Origin of the sequence: Aeromicrobium yanjiei (assembly GCF_009649075.1) — a bacterium.
Lineage (GTDB): Bacteria > Actinomycetota > Actinomycetes > Propionibacteriales > Nocardioidaceae > Aeromicrobium > Aeromicrobium yanjiei.
This window is the reverse complement of the sequence record NZ_CP045737.1, coordinates 557,147-572,418: the sequence shown is the minus strand read 5'-3', so window position 1 is coordinate 572,418 and position 15,272 is coordinate 557,147. Positions and strand designations below refer to the sequence as shown.

Here is a 15,272-nt window from a genome sequence, read left to right as displayed (position 1 = left end):
ACGGACGATGAGGGTTTGTGGCAACCCCAGCGACCCAGAACCCTCATCCTCGGTCCCCCCGGTCGGGACCGCCGAGCCGATCAGCGCCGGCCCACGTCGCGGCTCTCGGCGAGCGCGTGGGGCTGTGCGACGTAGAGTTCTTGTCATGGCCGGACGTCTCACCCGTCGCACGCGCGTCACCCGTTTCGACCCCACAGCGGCGACAGTCCAGCGCGAGGACACCCTCGCCGTCGAGGAGCCGCTCGAGATCCGGGTCAACGGCCGCTCGTTCTCGGTCACGATGCGCTCCCCCGGCGACGACTTCGACCTGGTGGCCGGCTTCCTCGTGTCCGAAGGCGTCATCTGGTCCGCGGAGCAGCTTGTGTCGTTGCGCTTCTGCGCCGGCACGGATGAGAACGGCCTGCAGACGTTCAACGTGGTCGACGCCCAGCTGAGCGCCGACACCGCGCCGCCCGACCTGTCGCTCGAGCGCCACGTCTACACGTCCAGCTCGTGCGGCATCTGCGGCACGGCCTCGATCGAGGCGGTCGAGAAGGCCACGCACTTCGGCCGGGTGGACGACGACCAGACCTGGCCCGCTTCGCTGATCGGCTCCCTTCCCGACCGGTTGCGCGAGCACCAGAAGGTCTTCGACCGCACGGGCGGCGTGCACGCGGCCGGCCTGTTCGACGCCGCCGGCGAGCTGGTGTGCCTGCGCGAGGACGTCGGACGCCACAACGCGGTCGACAAGGTCGTGGGGTGGGCCCTGCGCGAGGGACGCCTGCCCCTGCGCGGGATGAGCCTGCAGGTCTCCGGCCGGGCGTCGTTCGAGCTCGTCCAGAAGGCCCACATGGCCGGCATCCCGGTGCTCGCCGCGGTGTCCGCGCCCTCCTCGCTGGCCGTCGAGCACGCCGAGGTGGCCGGCATGACGCTCGTGGGGTTCAGCCGGGGCGGGGCCTTCAACGCGTACGCAGGAGCGCACCGCATCTCCGAGTGACCCTCAGCCCATCAGCTGCAGGATCGCGCAGCTGACGAGGCTGCCGCCCAGAAAGTACGGGGTGTTCAGCAGCCCGTACGCGAGCGGGCGCGGGAAGCTCGGGTTGATGGCGATGTTGAACGCCATGGCGACGAGGTAGCCGACGCCCACGATCGCGCCGAACGCCAAGGCGTCCCCGATCGACTCGACACCGAGGGCTGCCATCAGGACTGCGTTGGTCACGACGACCACGAACATGCATGTGACCGGGCCCGCGTACGTCACGAGGCCCGGCTCAGGCGCGGGCAGGTCCTGGCGCCCCAGCACCGCGACGTACTGCCGCGGCACGAGAGCCCCGAAATAGATTCCGCCCAGCACGGCGAGGACGCCGGTGGACAGCAGGATCGCAAGCCAGTTGAGCTCAGGGATGACGTCGAACATGTGGTGCTCCGCTTCTGTGTGGTTGGTCCCTCCAGACTCTCGACAGAAGAGGACAGGTTCTGTCCCCTTCTGCCAGCAGACTGAGATCCGTGACCACGACCTCCTCCCGGCTGCTGTCGCTCCTGTCCCTCCTGCAAGCACGCCGCGACTGGCCGGGTGCGGTGCTGGCTCACCGTCTCGACGTCAGTGCGCGCACCGTCCGCCGCGACGTGGATCGCCTGCGCGAGCTCGGCTATCCCGTCGTGGCGTCGAAGGGACCGGACGGCGGCTACCGGCTGGAGGCGGGCACCGAGCTGCCCCCGCTGCTGTTCGACGACGAGCAGGCCGTCGCCCTCGCGGTCGCGCTGCGGCTGGCCGCGACCTCGGGGGCGAGCATCGATGAAGCCGCCGCCCGCGCCCTCGCCACGGTCCGGCAGGTCATGCCGGCGCGCCTGCGCCACCGCATCGACGCCGTCGAGGTCACCGCCGTCGGCCCGCCGGAGACGCCCCCCGTCGACACCGGCCTGCTGGCCGAGCTGAGCACCGCGATCCGCAGGCGGGAGGTGCTCCGGTTCGACTACGCCTCGCCATCCGGCGCCCGCGGCCCGGGGCCCCGACGGGCCGAGCCGCTTCACCTGGTCGCCCGCAGCGGCCGGTGGTACCTGGTGGGGTGGGACCTCGAGCGCGAGGACTGGCGGACGTACCGCGTCGACCGCATCGCCCCGCGAACGCCGAACGGTCCGCGGTTCGAGCCGCGCGAGGTTCCCGGCGGCGACCTCGCCGCCTTCGTCAACGGCCGGTTCCGCGGATCCGACGGAACGACCGACTGGCCGTGCCGGGGCGAGGTCGTCGTTCACCGGCCCGCTGCCGAGGTGTCGCCGTACGTGAGTGACGGCGCGGTCGAGCCGCTCGGCGCGGATCGCTGCCGCCTCGTCCAGGGCGCATGGTCGTGGATCGGGCTGGCCGCGCTGCTCGGCCGGCACGATGCCGAGATCGAGGTGGTCGGCCCGCCGGAGCTCGCGGCGGCCTTCGAGGCGCTGGCCGCCCGCTACGCGCGGGCCGGCTCCCCCACGTAGGCCGCGAGATGCTGACCCGTCAGCGTGGACCGATCGGCCACGAGATCGGCCGGGGTGCCCTCGAAGACGACCGTGCCGCCGTCGTGGCCCGCACCGGGACCGATGTCGATGATCCAGTCGGCGTGCGCCATGACGGCCTGGTGGTGCTCGATCACGATGACCGACGTGCCCGCGTCCACCAGGCGATCGAGCAGCCCGAGGAGGTTCTCGACGTCGGCGAGGTGGAGACCAGTGGTGGGCTCGTCCAGCACGAACACGCCCCCATCGGCGCCCATGTGCGTCGCCAGCTTGAGCCGCTGGCGCTCTCCTCCTGACAGGGTCGTCAGCGGCTGGCCGAGGCTCACGTACCCGAGGCCGACGTCCTCGAGCCGCAGCAGGATCTTGTGCGCCGCGGGCACCCGGGCCTCGCCGGAGCCGAAGAGCTGCGCGGCCTCCGAGACCGGCATCGCGAGCACCTCGCTGATGGTGCGGCCACCGAAGGTGTACTCGAGCACCGCGGGCTGGAACCGCTTGCCCTCACAGTCCTCGCAGGGGGTCGCGACGCCGGCCATCACCCCGAGATCGGAGTAGATGACGCCCGCTCCCTTGCACGTCGGGCACGCGCCCTCGGAGTTGGGGCTGAACAGCGCGGGCTTCACGCCGTTGGCCTTCGCGAACGCCTTGCGGATCGGCTCGAGCAGGCCGGTGTACGTCGCGGGGTTGCTGCGTCTCGACCCTTTGATGCCGCTCTGGTCGACAGCGACGACGCCGTCTCGCAGAGACACCGAGCCGTGGATCAGCGAGCTCTTGCCGGAGCCGGCGACCCCGGTGACGACCGTGAGCACCCCGAGGGGGATGTCCACGTCAACGTCGCGCAGGTTGTGGGTGCTCGCGCCGCGGATCTCCAGCGCGCCGGAGGCCGGGCGCACCGTCTCCTTCACCCTCGAGCGGTCGTCGAGGTGCCGTCCGGTGAGCGTGTCGCTGGCCCGGAGCCCCTCGACCGTCCCCTCGAAGACGATCTCCCCGCCTGCGGTGCCCGCGCCCGGACCCAGGTCGACGACGTGGTCGGCGATCGCGATGGCCTCGGGCTTGTGCTCGACGACCAGGACTGTGTTGCCCTTGTCGCGCAGCTGGGTCAGCAGGTCGTTCATGCGCTGGACGTCGTGCGGGTGCAGTCCGATCGTGGGCTCGTCGAAGACGTACGTGACGTCGGTGAGGGCCGATCCGAGGTGCCGGATCATCTTGGTCCGCTGCGCCTCGCCGCCGGACAGCGTCCCGGACGGGCGGTCGAGCGAGAGATAGCCCAGACCGATCTGGACGAACGAGTCCAGCGTCTCGGACAGGGCCGTGACGAGAGGGGCCACGGAGGGCTCGTCAAGATCGGCGATCCACCCTGCGAGATCGCTGATCTGGACCGCGCACAGATCGGCGATGTTCTTGCCCCGGATCCGCGAGGACCGCGCCTCCGCGCTCAGCCGGGTGCCTTCGCAGTCGGGGCAGGTCGTGAACGTGATCGCGCGCTCGACGAATGCGCGGATGTGCGGCTGCATCGCGTCGACGTCCTTGGCCAGGAACGACTTCTGGATCTGCGGGATGATGCCCATGAAGGTCAGGTTGATGCCGTCGACCTTCATCCTGATGGGTTCCTGGTGCAGGAGGGCGTCGCGCTCCTTGGCCGTGAACGTCGAGATCGGCTTGTCGCAGTCGAACAGCCCGACGCCGCGCAGGATGCGTCCCTGCCAGCCGTCCATGCTCCAGCCGGGGATGGTCAGCGCGCCCTCGTTGATGGACTTGGTCTCGTCGTAGAGGGCCGTGAGGTCGAAGTCGTTGACCGCTCCGCGGCCCTCGCACCGCGGGCACATGCCGCCGGTGACGCTGAAGCTGCGCCGCTCCTTGGTCTGCCGTCCGCCCTTCTCCATCGTGACCGCCCCCGCGCCGGACATCGAGGCGACGTTGAACGAGAACGCCTGGGGGCCGCCGATGTGCGGCTCGCCGAGCCGGCTGAAGAGTCGGCGCAGCATCGCGTTGACGTCCGTCGCCGTCCCGACCGTCGAGCGGGGGTCCGAGCCCATCCGTTCCTGGTCGACGATGATCGCGGTGGTCAGCCCGTCGAGCACATCGACGTCCGGGCGGGCCATCCGCGGCATGAATCCCTGCACGAACGAGCTGTAGGTCTCGTTGATCATCCGTTGCGACTCCGCGGCGATCGTGGCGAAGACCAGCGAGCTCTTGCCCGAGCCGGAGACACCCGTGAAGACCGTGAGCCGGCGCTGGGCAGGACGACGCTGACGTCCTTGAGATTGTTCTCGCGGGCGCCGACCACTCGGATCAGGTCGTGGGAGTCGGCCGGGTGCGGGCTGTCGTGGGAGGTCACCATGTCGGTCAGTGCAGCCTCGACTGCCAGTCCGCGGGCACCGAGCCGGCCGGTCCGGGCGCGGGCTGGTCGGCTGGACGACTCGTGGGCGCGGCGAGCTCGACACCCGAGAAGGCCTGCGCCGTGCGGAAGTCCCACAGCCAGCTCTCCCCCGGCTCGAAGGACTGCATCACCGGGTGCCCGGTCTCGTGGAAGTGGGCGGATGCATGCTGTCCGGGCGAGCTGTCGCAGCAGCCCACGTGCCCGCACTCGGCACACCTGCGCAGGTGGAACCACCAGCCGTTCGCCGCGAGGCACTCGGCGCAGCCGTCGCCGGACGGTGGGACCGTGGGCGCGATGCCGTCCTGGGATGTGGGCACGGCTCCTCCTGAGGCAGTGAGGTGAGGCTCCGATCCTCGCACCTCCCGGCCCGGCGCGGCAGGGGGTCGCTCGTCACGGCTCGAGCAGCACGAGCTCGTTGGCGCCCGGATCGGTCAGCGCGGCCCCGCCGAGCTCTGCGTCCAGGTGCTCGGCCCGTGCCGCGCCGAGCGCGATCAACCGGTCGATCTCGAGCTCGGTGGCGCCCACCGGTGCGAGCGCGAGGTACAAGCGATTGCGGCCGCGCTTGTCCCGGAACGGAGGCCCACCCCAGCTGATCTTGGTGCCACCCGCCGGGGACTGGATGGCTGTCTCCTCGTCCTGGTCCCAGACCAACGGCCACCCGAGGGCCCCGCTCCAGAAGCGGCCCACCGCTGCCGACCCGTCGCACGCCAGCTCGCCGAGCGGTGCGGTGTCGGCAAGGAAACCGTTGTCGGCCTCGATCACGCAGAACTCGTTGCCCTCGGGGTCGGCCAGGACGATGTGCGCCTCCTCGGGCAGCTGGCCGACGTCGAGGTGGCTGCCGCCGAGCGCGAGGGCACGGTCGACCGTCGCCAGCTGGTGCTCCGGCGAGGTGCTCGTCAGGTGCAGGTGCGTCTGGTTGGGGCCGCGCCTCGGGTGGTCGAACGGGACGTACCGGATCCGGAGGTCGGCGGCACCGGCGGGCTCGACGTCCGTGCTGCCGTCAGGCCCCGCCGTCGTCTCGCGATCGAGCAGGCGGGCCCAGAACTGCGCCAGGACGGCAGGCTCCCGGGCGCCGAAGCAGAGAGCCACGAGAGTGGACGGCATCAGTCCTCCGGAGGTCCTCACGCCACGGTTCGGGGCCTTCCCGGCTCGTCGCGCGGACACCTCACGCTAGGACGGCGGCGACCTCCCGCGCAACGGTGTGGTCACGACGGCACGGACGCGGCCACGTCTCAGCCCCGGGCGGAGGCTCGTCCCGCTATCCTGTTCTCGCGCGGCTGGGACGACGCGACAAGGGCCGGCGTCAGAGGTTCATGCGGGTGACCGTTCGCGACTCACTTCTAGGATCGGCGGGGCGACGTGCACGACTTCGCGCTCCAGGATCGGCAAGTGCTGGGCGAGCTCGCGAGCTGGATCGCCGACCGCCGCGACGCACCGGTTCCCCCGCGCCCCGCCGGAGCGGCAGCGCTCCCCGAGGTGACCGGCTCGGGCATCGGGATCCGCGCGACCTGGGCTGCGTTGCGCGACGTCCTCCTGCCCTCGAGCTTCCCCACCGACCATCCCCGCTACCTGGCGTTCGTCGGCGGCTCCCCGACGCCGGCCGCCGTCATCGCGGACGCCGCCCTGTCGGCCGCTGCGGTCTACGGCGGCAGCGAGCTCGAGGCCGGTGACGTCGTCGCGGCCGAGCGCGTGGCGATCCGGTGGCTGTGCGACACCATCGGCTATCCCGAGCAGTCGCATGGGGTGTTCGTGGCCGGCGGGTCGTTGGCCAACCTCAGCGCACTCGTCACCGCCCGCCATCAACGGGTCACCGAGCGCGGAGGGATGCCCGGCATCATCGTGGCGAGCGCCTCGACCCACTCCTCGGTCCGCGCCGCGGCCGGGATCATGGGGTGCCAGGTGCTCTCGGTCGGCACCCCCGACCGTCCGCTCCACGCCGATGAGCTCACTGCCGTGCTGGACGGCCTCGACCCCGACGACGTGGTCGCCGTCGTCGCCAACGCGGGCGCAACCAACACCGGGGCGATCGACGCCCTGCGCGAGATCGCCGAGTGCTGCGAGGTGCGCGGGATCTGGCTGCACGTCGACGCCGCGTACGGCGGTGCCGCGCTCCTGGCACCCGGCCGCCGCGCCGAGTTCGACGGGATCCAGCACGCCGACTCGGTCACGATCGATCCGCACAAGTGGCTCTTCACACCGTTCGACTGCGCTGCGGTGCTCTACCTCGACCCCGCGATCGCGCGGGCTGCCCACCAGCAGCGCGCGGTGTACCTCGAGGCGGTCGAGGACGACGGGGCCGACAACCCCGCCGACTACGCCGCCCACCTGACCCGCCGCGCCCGCGGGGTGCCGGTGTGGGCCTCGCTCGTGGCCAACGGCACAGATGCGTACGTCGACGCGGTCGAGCAGTGCCTCGCGGTCGCGGAATACGCGGCCAAGCAGATCGAGACGCTCCCTCATCTCGAGATCGTCACCGAGCCGCACCTGTCCGTCGTCCTGTTCCGGCGACGCGGGTGGACCGCGGAGCACTACTCGGCCTGGTCCGCCGAGATCCAGGCCAACGGCCTCGCGCTGGTCACCCCCACCACGTTCGACGGCGAATCGGTGCTCCGCCTGTGCTTCGTCAACCCACTGACCTCGACCGATGACGTCGATCTCGTCCTGAAGACCCTGGAGTGCCATGCGCCCAACGGATGAATCAGTGCGTTCGCGGGTCAACGTCGCGCAGGCCATCGTGGCACCGCTGCCGTGGGCGGTGATGACCACGGGCCTGGTGGTCAACGAGATCACCAAGCCGGCGGCCGACGTCAAGACCCCCGAGGTCGTGCTCACCTCCCTGGCCATCTTCTTCCCGCTGCTCGTCCTGCGCCTCGCCCTGGTGTCATTCCTGCACCCCGGGCGGCGGACGACCCTCCTGCTGCTGCTCGCGTCGATCGCGGCCTGGTCGGTGGGGTCGATCTCGGTCAACGCCGCGCGGGTCGACGGCCAGACCCAGTTCCCCGCGCCGGGTGAGTGGCTCTTCCTGCTCTCCTACCTCGGGATGGCCGGATATCTGCTGCGCGACGTGGACCGCCGCCAGTCCCGCCCGGCCCGCGCCTGGCTCGACATCATCATCATCTGCGGAGGAACCGCCTGCCTGGCCTCGCTCCTGCTGGTCACACCGGTGCGGGCCGTCTCCCACCAGGAGGGCTCGTCACTGCTGCTGGCGTTGATCTATCCGATGGCCGACATGATCCTCGCGCTCGTGGTCCTGGGGCAGTCGCTGCTCCAGACGCGGATCGACCGCCGCAAGTCCTGGATGACCGGCATGGCGTTCGTCCTGCTGGCAGTCGCGGACTCGGGCCTGGCCCTGCAGGGATCAGCCACCACCTACGACTTCGGCACCCTCAGCTACGCCCTCTGGGGTGCCGGGTTCTCGCTCCTCGTCGCGGCCGCCTGCCGGCCCGCGCAGACCGTGATCCGCGCGGTCCCGCGATCCGGCGACACGTTCGTGCTGGTCGGTGCCGGCGTCATCGCCCTCGCGGTGCTGACGGTTCGTCCCGACCAGACGCTCGGCTACTACATGCTGCCCCCCGCGATGCTGACCCTGGCTGCCGTCGGTGCCCGTCTGGCCCTGGCCCTCAGGGACGCCAACCGCGCGAACGACGCCTTCGCGCTGTCCCAGACCGACGACCTGACCAAGCTGCCCAACCGGCGGGCCGTGCGCGCATGGCTGTCCGAGGGCCTGGCCGATCGCACCCCCCTGGCCCTCATGCTGCTCGACCTCGACGGCTTCAAGGAGATCAACGACTCGCTCGGCCACCGCGCAGGTGACACGGTCCTGATGCTCGTCGGGGTCCGCCTGCGCGAGGCGGTGGAGCTGCCGGCCCGGGTCGCCCGTCTGGGCGGCGACGAGTTCGCGATCATCATGCGGACCACCGACGAGATCGAGCTGATGGAGACGGCCCAGAGCGTGCTGGCAGAGCTCGCCAAGCCCATCTCGGTCGAGGGGATCGAGATCTCGCCGGCGGGCTCGATCGGGGTCACGGTCGCCGGACCGGGCGACCAGGACGGCGGCGAGGTCATGCGCCGTGCGGACGTCGCGATGTACCAGGCCAAGAACTCTGGCCTGGGCGCGGCGCTCTACGACGCCGAGCTGGACGAGTTCACCCGTTCGCGTCTGAAGCTGGCCGAGGAGCTGCGGCGGGGAATCGCCGAGGGCCAGATCGAGGTCTGGTACCAGCCGCAGGTCGACGCGGCGACGATGCGGGTCTGCGGGCTCGAGGCGCTCGTCCGCTGGCGCCATCCCACGCAGGGCGTCATCAGCCCGGTCACGTTCCTGCCGGCCGCCAGGCGCGCCGGCCTGATGGGCAAGCTCTCCGAGTCCGTGGTCACGCAGGTCGTCGACGACCTCCAGGCCCGCCACGAAGCAGGCGTGGACCTCAACGTCGCGATCAACTGCGCTCCCCCCGAGCTGCTCGGCCCGACCTTCCTGCCGCACCTGTTCGCCGCCATCGACCGGGTGAAGGTGCCGCCGGACCGCCTCGTGCTCGAGGTGACCGAGGATTCCTTCCTCGCCGACCCGCAGCACACCCGTGAGATCCTCCTCGAGCTGCGTGACCACGGCGTCCAGATCTCGATCGACGACTACGGCACGGGGTTCTCCTCGCTCGCGTACCTGCGCAACCTGCCGGTGCAGGAGCTCAAGATCGACCGCACGCTGATCGGGGACGTCGCGACCGACGATCGCAGCCGGATGATCGTGGCTTCGACCATTCAGCTCGCACACGCCCTGGAGATGCGTATTGTCGCCGAGGGCGTCGAGAACGCCGCGGATCTCGCTGCCTTGGTGGCGATGGGCATCGACGAGGTGCAGGGATATCACATCGGGCGACCGATGCCCCCGTGGCAGATCGACGCGTGGCTCAGCGAGCGAGCCGCAGCGGACCGCGAGCTCGTCCCGTCGCCGTCGGCGGCATCCGAAACCGAGCTGGACAGACCTGAGCAAGAGAGGAAGGAGTCACGATGACTTCTGCACCGCTGAGATTCGTGTTCGACCCGGTGGGCGACGAGCTGGCCGCTGCCCGGCAGTGCGAGGCGGACGTCTTCCTCGAGGCCTACGGCAACACCGCCGAGGAGTTCGAGGTCGAGTACGGCGCGTACGAGGACTCGACCGGCTTCATGACGATTCTCGAGGACGACGGCCGCGCGGTGGCCGTCGCCCGGTTCATCGCCCCCGGGCCCGCCGGCCTGAAGACGCTGAACGACGTGAGCCGCCCGCCGTGGCACGTCGACGGCCTGAGGTCGGCACGCTCGGCCGGCATCAACCCCGACCGGACGTGGGACATCGCGACCATCGCGGTCCGACCCGGCGCCGGACGGGGAGGCCTGTGCGCGAGCGCGCTCTACCACGGCCTCATCCGGGCGATCTACGCCAACGACATCGAGTTCGTCGTGATGATCATGGACTCGCACGCACGTCAGCTGCTGACCAGCCTCGGCATGCCGACGCAGGCCCTGCCGGGCACCAAGACCGGCGAGTACCTCGGCTCAGCCAGCAGCACGCCGCTGTGGTCCCACGTGAACCGTGGCCTTGACCAGCAGCGGCAGGAGAGCCCCGACGCGTACCGGCTGATCTTCCAGGGCACCGGCTTGGACGGCATCTCGATGCCGAGCGACTGGGTCTGGCGACGCAAGAGCGTGGCACCCGCGGACGCCTAGGCGATCTGCACCGACACCCGCCGAAACCCCTGCGCTCGCAGGAAGGAGTGTCAGTGGGCACCCCTAGGTTTGAGGTATGGCCACCAGCACAGCACCGACGACAGAGGATCTGTCCGACGTCGTGCGCTGGCAGGCCCGAGCCGAGGCGTACGCGATTGGCCGGATGGTCGACTATCGCGACGCGGAGGTGGCCCGCACTGCACTGATCGAGTCGTCTCTGCGGCGCAAGATCGAGCGATCCGCGATCGCGCTGACGATCGGCGAGGCCACCGGGATGTCCGAGGCGCAGATCCACCTGAGACTGTCGATCGCCGATCGCGTGCGCGAGAAGACTCCGCAGGTCTGGGCTGCGTTCGTCGACGGGTTGATCGACTTCAACCGGGTGAGTGACATCAGCTCGACCATCGAGAAGCTGCACCGCGACGAGTCCATCGCCCGCCTCGAAAGCCGGGTGATCGGCTACGCCACCAGCCACACCGGCGCCGAGCTGCAGCAGTGGCTGCGCCGGTTCGTCCAGCGGGTCGAGGCCGACCTCGCCACCGAACGAGCCGACACCGAGCGCGCCGACCGGCGCGTGACGGTCACTCATGGCGACGACTCGATGTCCTGGTTGAACGCCTACCTGCCGTCCCATCAGGCAGCGGCCATCGAGGCCCGTCTGCGCAAGGAAGCTCGCAAGCCGGCCGATCTCGACGACGACCGCACCGTGGCGCAGCGCGAAGCCGACGCGCTGGTCGCCTGGTGCACCAGCTCCGAGGCCGCGAAGTCGGGCATCGACGCCAACATCGCCGTCACCGTCTCAGCCGACGTCCTCGCCGGTGCGACACCAGGGTTCGCGGAGTCCACCGACGGCGCCTGGGCTGTGCCCGCCCCGTGGCTTGCGGACGTGATTGCGACCGGGAGCACGTTCTGGCACCGCATGGTCGTCGACCCCGTCACCGACGACGTCCTTTCCCACGAGTACGTGGGCCGGTTCGCCCCCGACACCCTGGCCGTCGCTCTGCAGTTCCTCCACGGGGTATGTCAGGCGCCCGGGTGCATGGTGCCGTCGGAGCGGTGCGATCTCGACCACCGGATACCGCATCCGGCCGGTCCCACGACCGGAGACAACATGGGACCGCTGTGCCGACGACATCACACCCTCAAGGGCCACGGCCCGCTGCACTGGTCGACCAGCCCACCGCAACCGCCACCTGAGCCGATCGTCATCGAGATCCACCCACCCGCGACCCACTTCGTCATGGAGTACGTCGCCGCTTGAACTCACGTGGAGCCTCCGACAGGATTCGAACCCGCGACATCCTTATTACAAGTAAGGCGCTCTACCAACTGAGCTACAGAGGCGTACGGGCCGAGGCCCGGGGTCCATCGTAGCGAGGTCTAGACCTGGCCCGCCCGGCACCGCTGGAGATAGTCCGCGTCGACCTGCTCGTCGTCACCCAGATCGGGCATCTCGACATCGTCCGCGTCGCCGACCCGCTGGAAGGTCTGCAGGTCGGAGCGGGTCTCCTCCAGGTCCGATTCAGGGACGAGCTGGTCGTCCAGCGCGAGGGCGCAGTCGCCCGCACCGAACTCCTGCCAGCCCCCGCTGACGCCGAAGTCGTCCGTCGTGTCGGCGTACGCGCTGAGCCCGTGCACGCGGAGCATCCCGATCACCCGGACGGGTCCGTCCGAGCCGAGGCGCACCTCGTACGCGGCGCGGGTCTGCAGCTCGAGCACGACGTAGGGCTTGCCGTCCTCGTCGTCGGCCTGCGACACCTGCCAGGCAGTGGACACCTGTGGGGTGCCGAGCACCGTGACGTCGTCGGCGAACACGTTGGCGACCGCGAGCCGCGGAGAGACCGCGCTCCGGGCCTGCTTGCGCAGTGCCGCGGCGGCCCGGGCCGGAAGCACCTCGGACACGGCGTCGACCGGCTTGGCCGCGTGCCACACCGAGTCGTCGACCGTCGTGACCCGCGCCCAGCTCGCGAGGTCCGCGGCCATGCGCTCGTACGTGAGGGGGTTGACGCCTTCGGGGGCCGGCGGCGGATCGCCGGCGTCGAGCTTGCCCTGCGCCGTGGACCAGCCGAGGTCCAGGGACGCGAGGGACAACGCCGGCGGGCTGGCCGGTGCGGGCGAGGGCTGCTCGTCGGATCCGGAGGTGCACCCGGCACACACCACGAGCCCTGCCACGAACGTCCCGAGAAGTCTGCGCATCGTTCCAGTATCGGTGACCGGGACGTGGAACCGCGGTGCGACATACTGACGAGATGCCACAGCCGTACGACCGCCTGCTCGACGCGACGGCAGCCCTGGACACGCCGTTCGCCGTGGTCGACGCCCCGGCGCTGTGGGCCAATGCGTCGGACCTGGTCCGCCGTGCCGCCGGCGTGCCGATCCGCGTCGCGAGCAAGTCCGTGCGCGTCCGCTCGATCATCGACCAGACCCTCGCCCGTGACGGGTTCGCAGGGATCATGTCCTACTCGCTCGCGGAGTCCAACTGGCTCGTCGACCACGGGGCGGACGACGTCCTCCTGGCCTATCCGACCACCAGCCGGACGGCCCTGGAGGCCCTCGTCGCCGACGAAGCCCGGCTGGCCGCGATCACCGTCATGGTGGACAGCACCGAGTCGCTCGACCACATCGATTCCCTGCTCGGCGCCGACCACCCGCCGATCCGGGTGTGCATCGACGTGGACGCCTCGCTCAAGCTGGGCCCCGTCCACCTCGGCGTCCGGCGCTCCCCCGTCCACTCGGCTGCGCAGGCCGGGGCCCTGGCCGCGGCGATCGAGAAGCGGCGCGGCTTCGACCTCGTGGGACTGATGTTCTACGACGCGCAGATCGCGGGACTGCCCGACTCCTCCCGCGCGGTGCGCCTGGTCAAGAAGCGGTCGGCCGCCGAGCTCCTCGAGCGGCGCACCCGGGTCGTGGACGCCGTGCGGCAGCACGCCGATCTGGAGATCGTGAACGCCGGCGGGACCGGGAGCCTCGAGGTCACCGGGCGGGACCGTGCGATCACCGAGCTGACCGCGGGCTCCGGCCTGTTCTCCCCCGTCCTGTTCGACGGCTATGACGCCTTCACGTCGCGCCCCGCGGCGTACTTCGTGCTGTCGGTCGTGCGCAAGCCGGCCCCGGACATCGCGACCCTGTTCGCGGGGGGATACGTCGCCTCGGGCCCGACCAACAAGAACCGTCAGCCTGCGCCCACCTGGCCCGAGGGTCTCATGGCGATCGGCACCGAGGGCGCCGGTGAGGTGCAGAGCCCGGTCAAGGGCGACGCGGCCCGAGGCCTGTCCATCGGCGACCGCGTCGTCATGCGCTACGCCAAGGCCGGTGAGATGTGCGAGCGCTTCGACCAGGTCGCGGTGGTCGGGGCGGACGGCTCCGTGGACCTCACGCCGACGTATCGCGGAGAGGGCAGGAACTTCGGATGACGGCTCGGACGACCTCACCAACGTGGCAGAACTGGGGCCGCAACGTCACGACGCACCCCGTGCGCATCGCGCATCCCGGATCGACCGCCGAGGTCGTCCGGGTCGTTCGCGAGGCCGTCGCCGCCGGGCTCCCGGTAAAGGCGGTCGGCGCGAGCCACTCGTTCACCGCGATCGCGGCGACGGACGGCGTCCTGCTGCGGCTCGACCGCATGAACGCGATCCTCGGCGCCGACGCCGCGACCGGACGCGTCCGGGTGCAGGCCGGCATCTCGCTGCACGAGCTCAACCCCCAGCTGCACGCGCGGGGGCTGGCCCTGCCGAACCTCGGTGACGTGGACCCGCAGTCGGTGGCCGGGGCGGTGTCGACCGGCACGCACGGCACGGGCGGCAGGCTGTTCGGCATCTCGGCCGCGATCGTCGCGGTCCAGCTCGTGACCGCCGCGGGCGACGTCCAGGAGATCGACGACCAGCACGAGTGGTTCGGCGCCAGTCGGGTGACGCTGGGCGCGCTCGGGATCGTCACCGAGGTGACGTTGCAGTGCGTCCCGGCTTTCCTGCTGCACGCCCGCGAGGAGCCGATGCCGCTGCCCGAGGTGCTCGGCCAGGTGGACGAGCTCGTCGCCGACAACGACCACTTCGAGTTCTACTGGTTCCCGCACACCGAGAAGACGTCGGTCAAGCGCAACAACCGCGTGCCCGACGGCACCGGACGCCGGCCCGTCGGGCGTCTTCGCCACTGGCTCGACGACGAGCTCCTCAGCAACACCGCGTTCGAGGGCATCAACCGGGTCGTCGCGAGGCGACGCGCCCTGGTCCCCCGGGTCAACGCCCTCGCGGCGTCCGCCCTGAGCGCCCGGGAGTACGTCGACGACTCCTACAACGTGTTCATCTCCTCCCGCCGGGTGCGCTTCCGCGAGTCCGAGTTCGCGATGCCGCGCGAAGCCCTGCCCCACGTGCTCGGTGAGCTCGCGGCCTGGTTCGGCGCCGGCCACGAGAACATCTCGTTCCCGATCGAGGTGCGGTTCACCGCGGCGGACGACGTCTGGCTGTCGACCGGCCACGAGCGTGACAACTGCTACGTCGCGGTCCACCAGTACTGGCGCAGCGACCCCACGGCGTACTTCGCCGCCGCGCAGGACATCTTCACCGCGCACGAGGGCCGTCCGCACTGGGGCAAGATGCACACCCTCGACGCGTCGTACTTCGCGAAGACGTACTCCCACTTCGACGACTTCGTGGACATCCGCGACCAGCTCGACCCCGGACGTACGTTCAGCAACGCCTATCTCGACCGCGTCCTCGGCTGATCCACC

At 70.7% G+C, this 15,272-nt stretch carries 12 protein-coding genes, 1 tRNA gene and 1 pseudogene; 8 read left to right on the top strand and 6 right to left on the bottom strand.

What is annotated here, in order from left to right; all coding sequences use genetic code 11:
* The first annotated feature begins 145 nt into the window (after positions 1–145).
* Positions 146–976: a formate dehydrogenase accessory sulfurtransferase FdhD gene (gene fdhD, locus GEV26_RS03035; RefSeq protein ID WP_153651695.1), complete on the top strand. Its 831-nt coding sequence runs from the start codon at positions 146–148 to the stop codon at positions 974–976.
* 3 nt (positions 977–979) lie between these two features.
* Here the strand turns inward: fdhD and GEV26_RS03030 are convergent, their stop codons facing one another.
* A complete protein-coding gene (locus tag GEV26_RS03030; protein ID WP_153651694.1) occupies positions 980–1,396 on the bottom strand; it encodes a DUF1761 domain-containing protein in 417 nt (138 codons plus the stop codon).
* An 89-nt stretch (positions 1,397–1,485) separates the two neighbouring features.
* Between GEV26_RS03030 and GEV26_RS03025 the strand changes: the two genes are divergently transcribed.
* Positions 1,486–2,451 carry a helix-turn-helix transcriptional regulator gene (locus tag GEV26_RS03025; RefSeq protein WP_153651693.1) on the top strand — a complete coding sequence of 322 codons (966 nt, stop codon included), beginning with the start codon at positions 1,486–1,488 and terminating at the stop codon, positions 2,449–2,451.
* Here GEV26_RS03025 and GEV26_RS03020 read toward each other — a convergent pair.
* From GEV26_RS03020 to GEV26_RS03010, 3 genes and pseudogenes are all read right to left on the bottom strand, one after another.
* Positions 2,424–4,807, bottom strand: a pseudogene (locus GEV26_RS03020) (excinuclease ABC subunit UvrA). The gene GEV26_RS03025 and the pseudogene GEV26_RS03020 sit on opposite strands and share 28 nt — an antisense overlap.
* Positions 4,808–4,812: 5 nt before the next feature.
* A complete protein-coding gene (locus GEV26_RS03015; RefSeq protein ID WP_153651692.1) occupies positions 4,813–5,163 on the bottom strand; it encodes a UBP-type zinc finger domain-containing protein in 351 nt (116 codons plus the stop codon).
* Positions 5,164–5,236: 73 nt separating this feature from the next.
* Positions 5,237–5,950 carry a VOC family protein gene (locus GEV26_RS03010; protein ID WP_153651691.1) on the bottom strand — a complete coding sequence of 238 codons (714 nt, stop codon included), beginning with the start codon at positions 5,948–5,950 and terminating at the stop codon, positions 5,237–5,239.
* 255 nt (positions 5,951–6,205) lie between these two features.
* Here GEV26_RS03010 and GEV26_RS03005 point away from each other — a divergent pair, with 255 nt between their 5' ends.
* From GEV26_RS03005 to GEV26_RS02990, 4 genes are all read left to right on the top strand, one after another.
* Entirely contained in the window at positions 6,206–7,543 is a 1,338-nt protein-coding gene (locus tag GEV26_RS03005) for a pyridoxal phosphate-dependent decarboxylase family protein (protein ID WP_153651690.1), read from the top strand.
* Positions 7,544–7,547: 4 nt separating this feature from the next.
* Entirely contained in the window at positions 7,548–9,854 is a 2,307-nt protein-coding gene (locus tag GEV26_RS03000) for a putative bifunctional diguanylate cyclase/phosphodiesterase (RefSeq protein ID WP_194839949.1), read from the top strand.
* Positions 9,851–10,546 carry a hypothetical protein gene (locus GEV26_RS02995; protein ID WP_153651688.1) on the top strand — a complete coding sequence of 232 codons (696 nt, stop codon included), beginning with the start codon at positions 9,851–9,853 and terminating at the stop codon, positions 10,544–10,546. Before GEV26_RS03000 ends, GEV26_RS02995 begins: the two co-directional genes overlap by 4 nt.
* Before the next feature lie 76 nt (positions 10,547–10,622).
* The gene (locus GEV26_RS02990) at positions 10,623–11,807 is read left to right on the top strand and encodes an HNH endonuclease signature motif containing protein (RefSeq protein WP_153651687.1); all 1,185 of its coding nucleotides are present in this window, start codon (positions 10,623–10,625) and stop codon (positions 11,805–11,807) included.
* 7 nt (positions 11,808–11,814) lie between these two features.
* Here the strand turns inward: GEV26_RS02990 and GEV26_RS02985 are convergent.
* Both GEV26_RS02985 and GEV26_RS02980 read right to left on the bottom strand, forming a co-directional pair.
* A tRNA-Thr gene (locus GEV26_RS02985) sits at positions 11,815–11,890 on the bottom strand.
* A gap of 36 nt (positions 11,891–11,926) precedes the next feature.
* Positions 11,927–12,742 carry a hypothetical protein gene (locus tag GEV26_RS02980; RefSeq protein ID WP_153651686.1) on the bottom strand — a complete coding sequence of 272 codons (816 nt, stop codon included), beginning with the start codon at positions 12,740–12,742 and terminating at the stop codon, positions 11,927–11,929.
* 53 nt (positions 12,743–12,795) lie between these two features.
* On the opposite strand from GEV26_RS02980, the gene GEV26_RS02975 reads away from it, so the two are divergent.
* Both GEV26_RS02975 and GEV26_RS02970 read left to right on the top strand, forming a co-directional pair.
* Positions 12,796–13,959, top strand: coding sequence for an alanine racemase (locus GEV26_RS02975; protein ID WP_153651685.1), 1,164 nt, complete (start codon positions 12,796–12,798; stop codon positions 13,957–13,959).
* Positions 13,956–15,266 carry a D-arabinono-1,4-lactone oxidase gene (locus GEV26_RS02970; RefSeq protein ID WP_153651684.1) on the top strand — a complete coding sequence of 437 codons (1,311 nt, stop codon included), beginning with the start codon at positions 13,956–13,958 and terminating at the stop codon, positions 15,264–15,266. Before GEV26_RS02975 ends, GEV26_RS02970 begins: the two co-directional genes overlap by 4 nt.
* Positions 15,267–15,272: the final 6 nt, after the last annotated feature.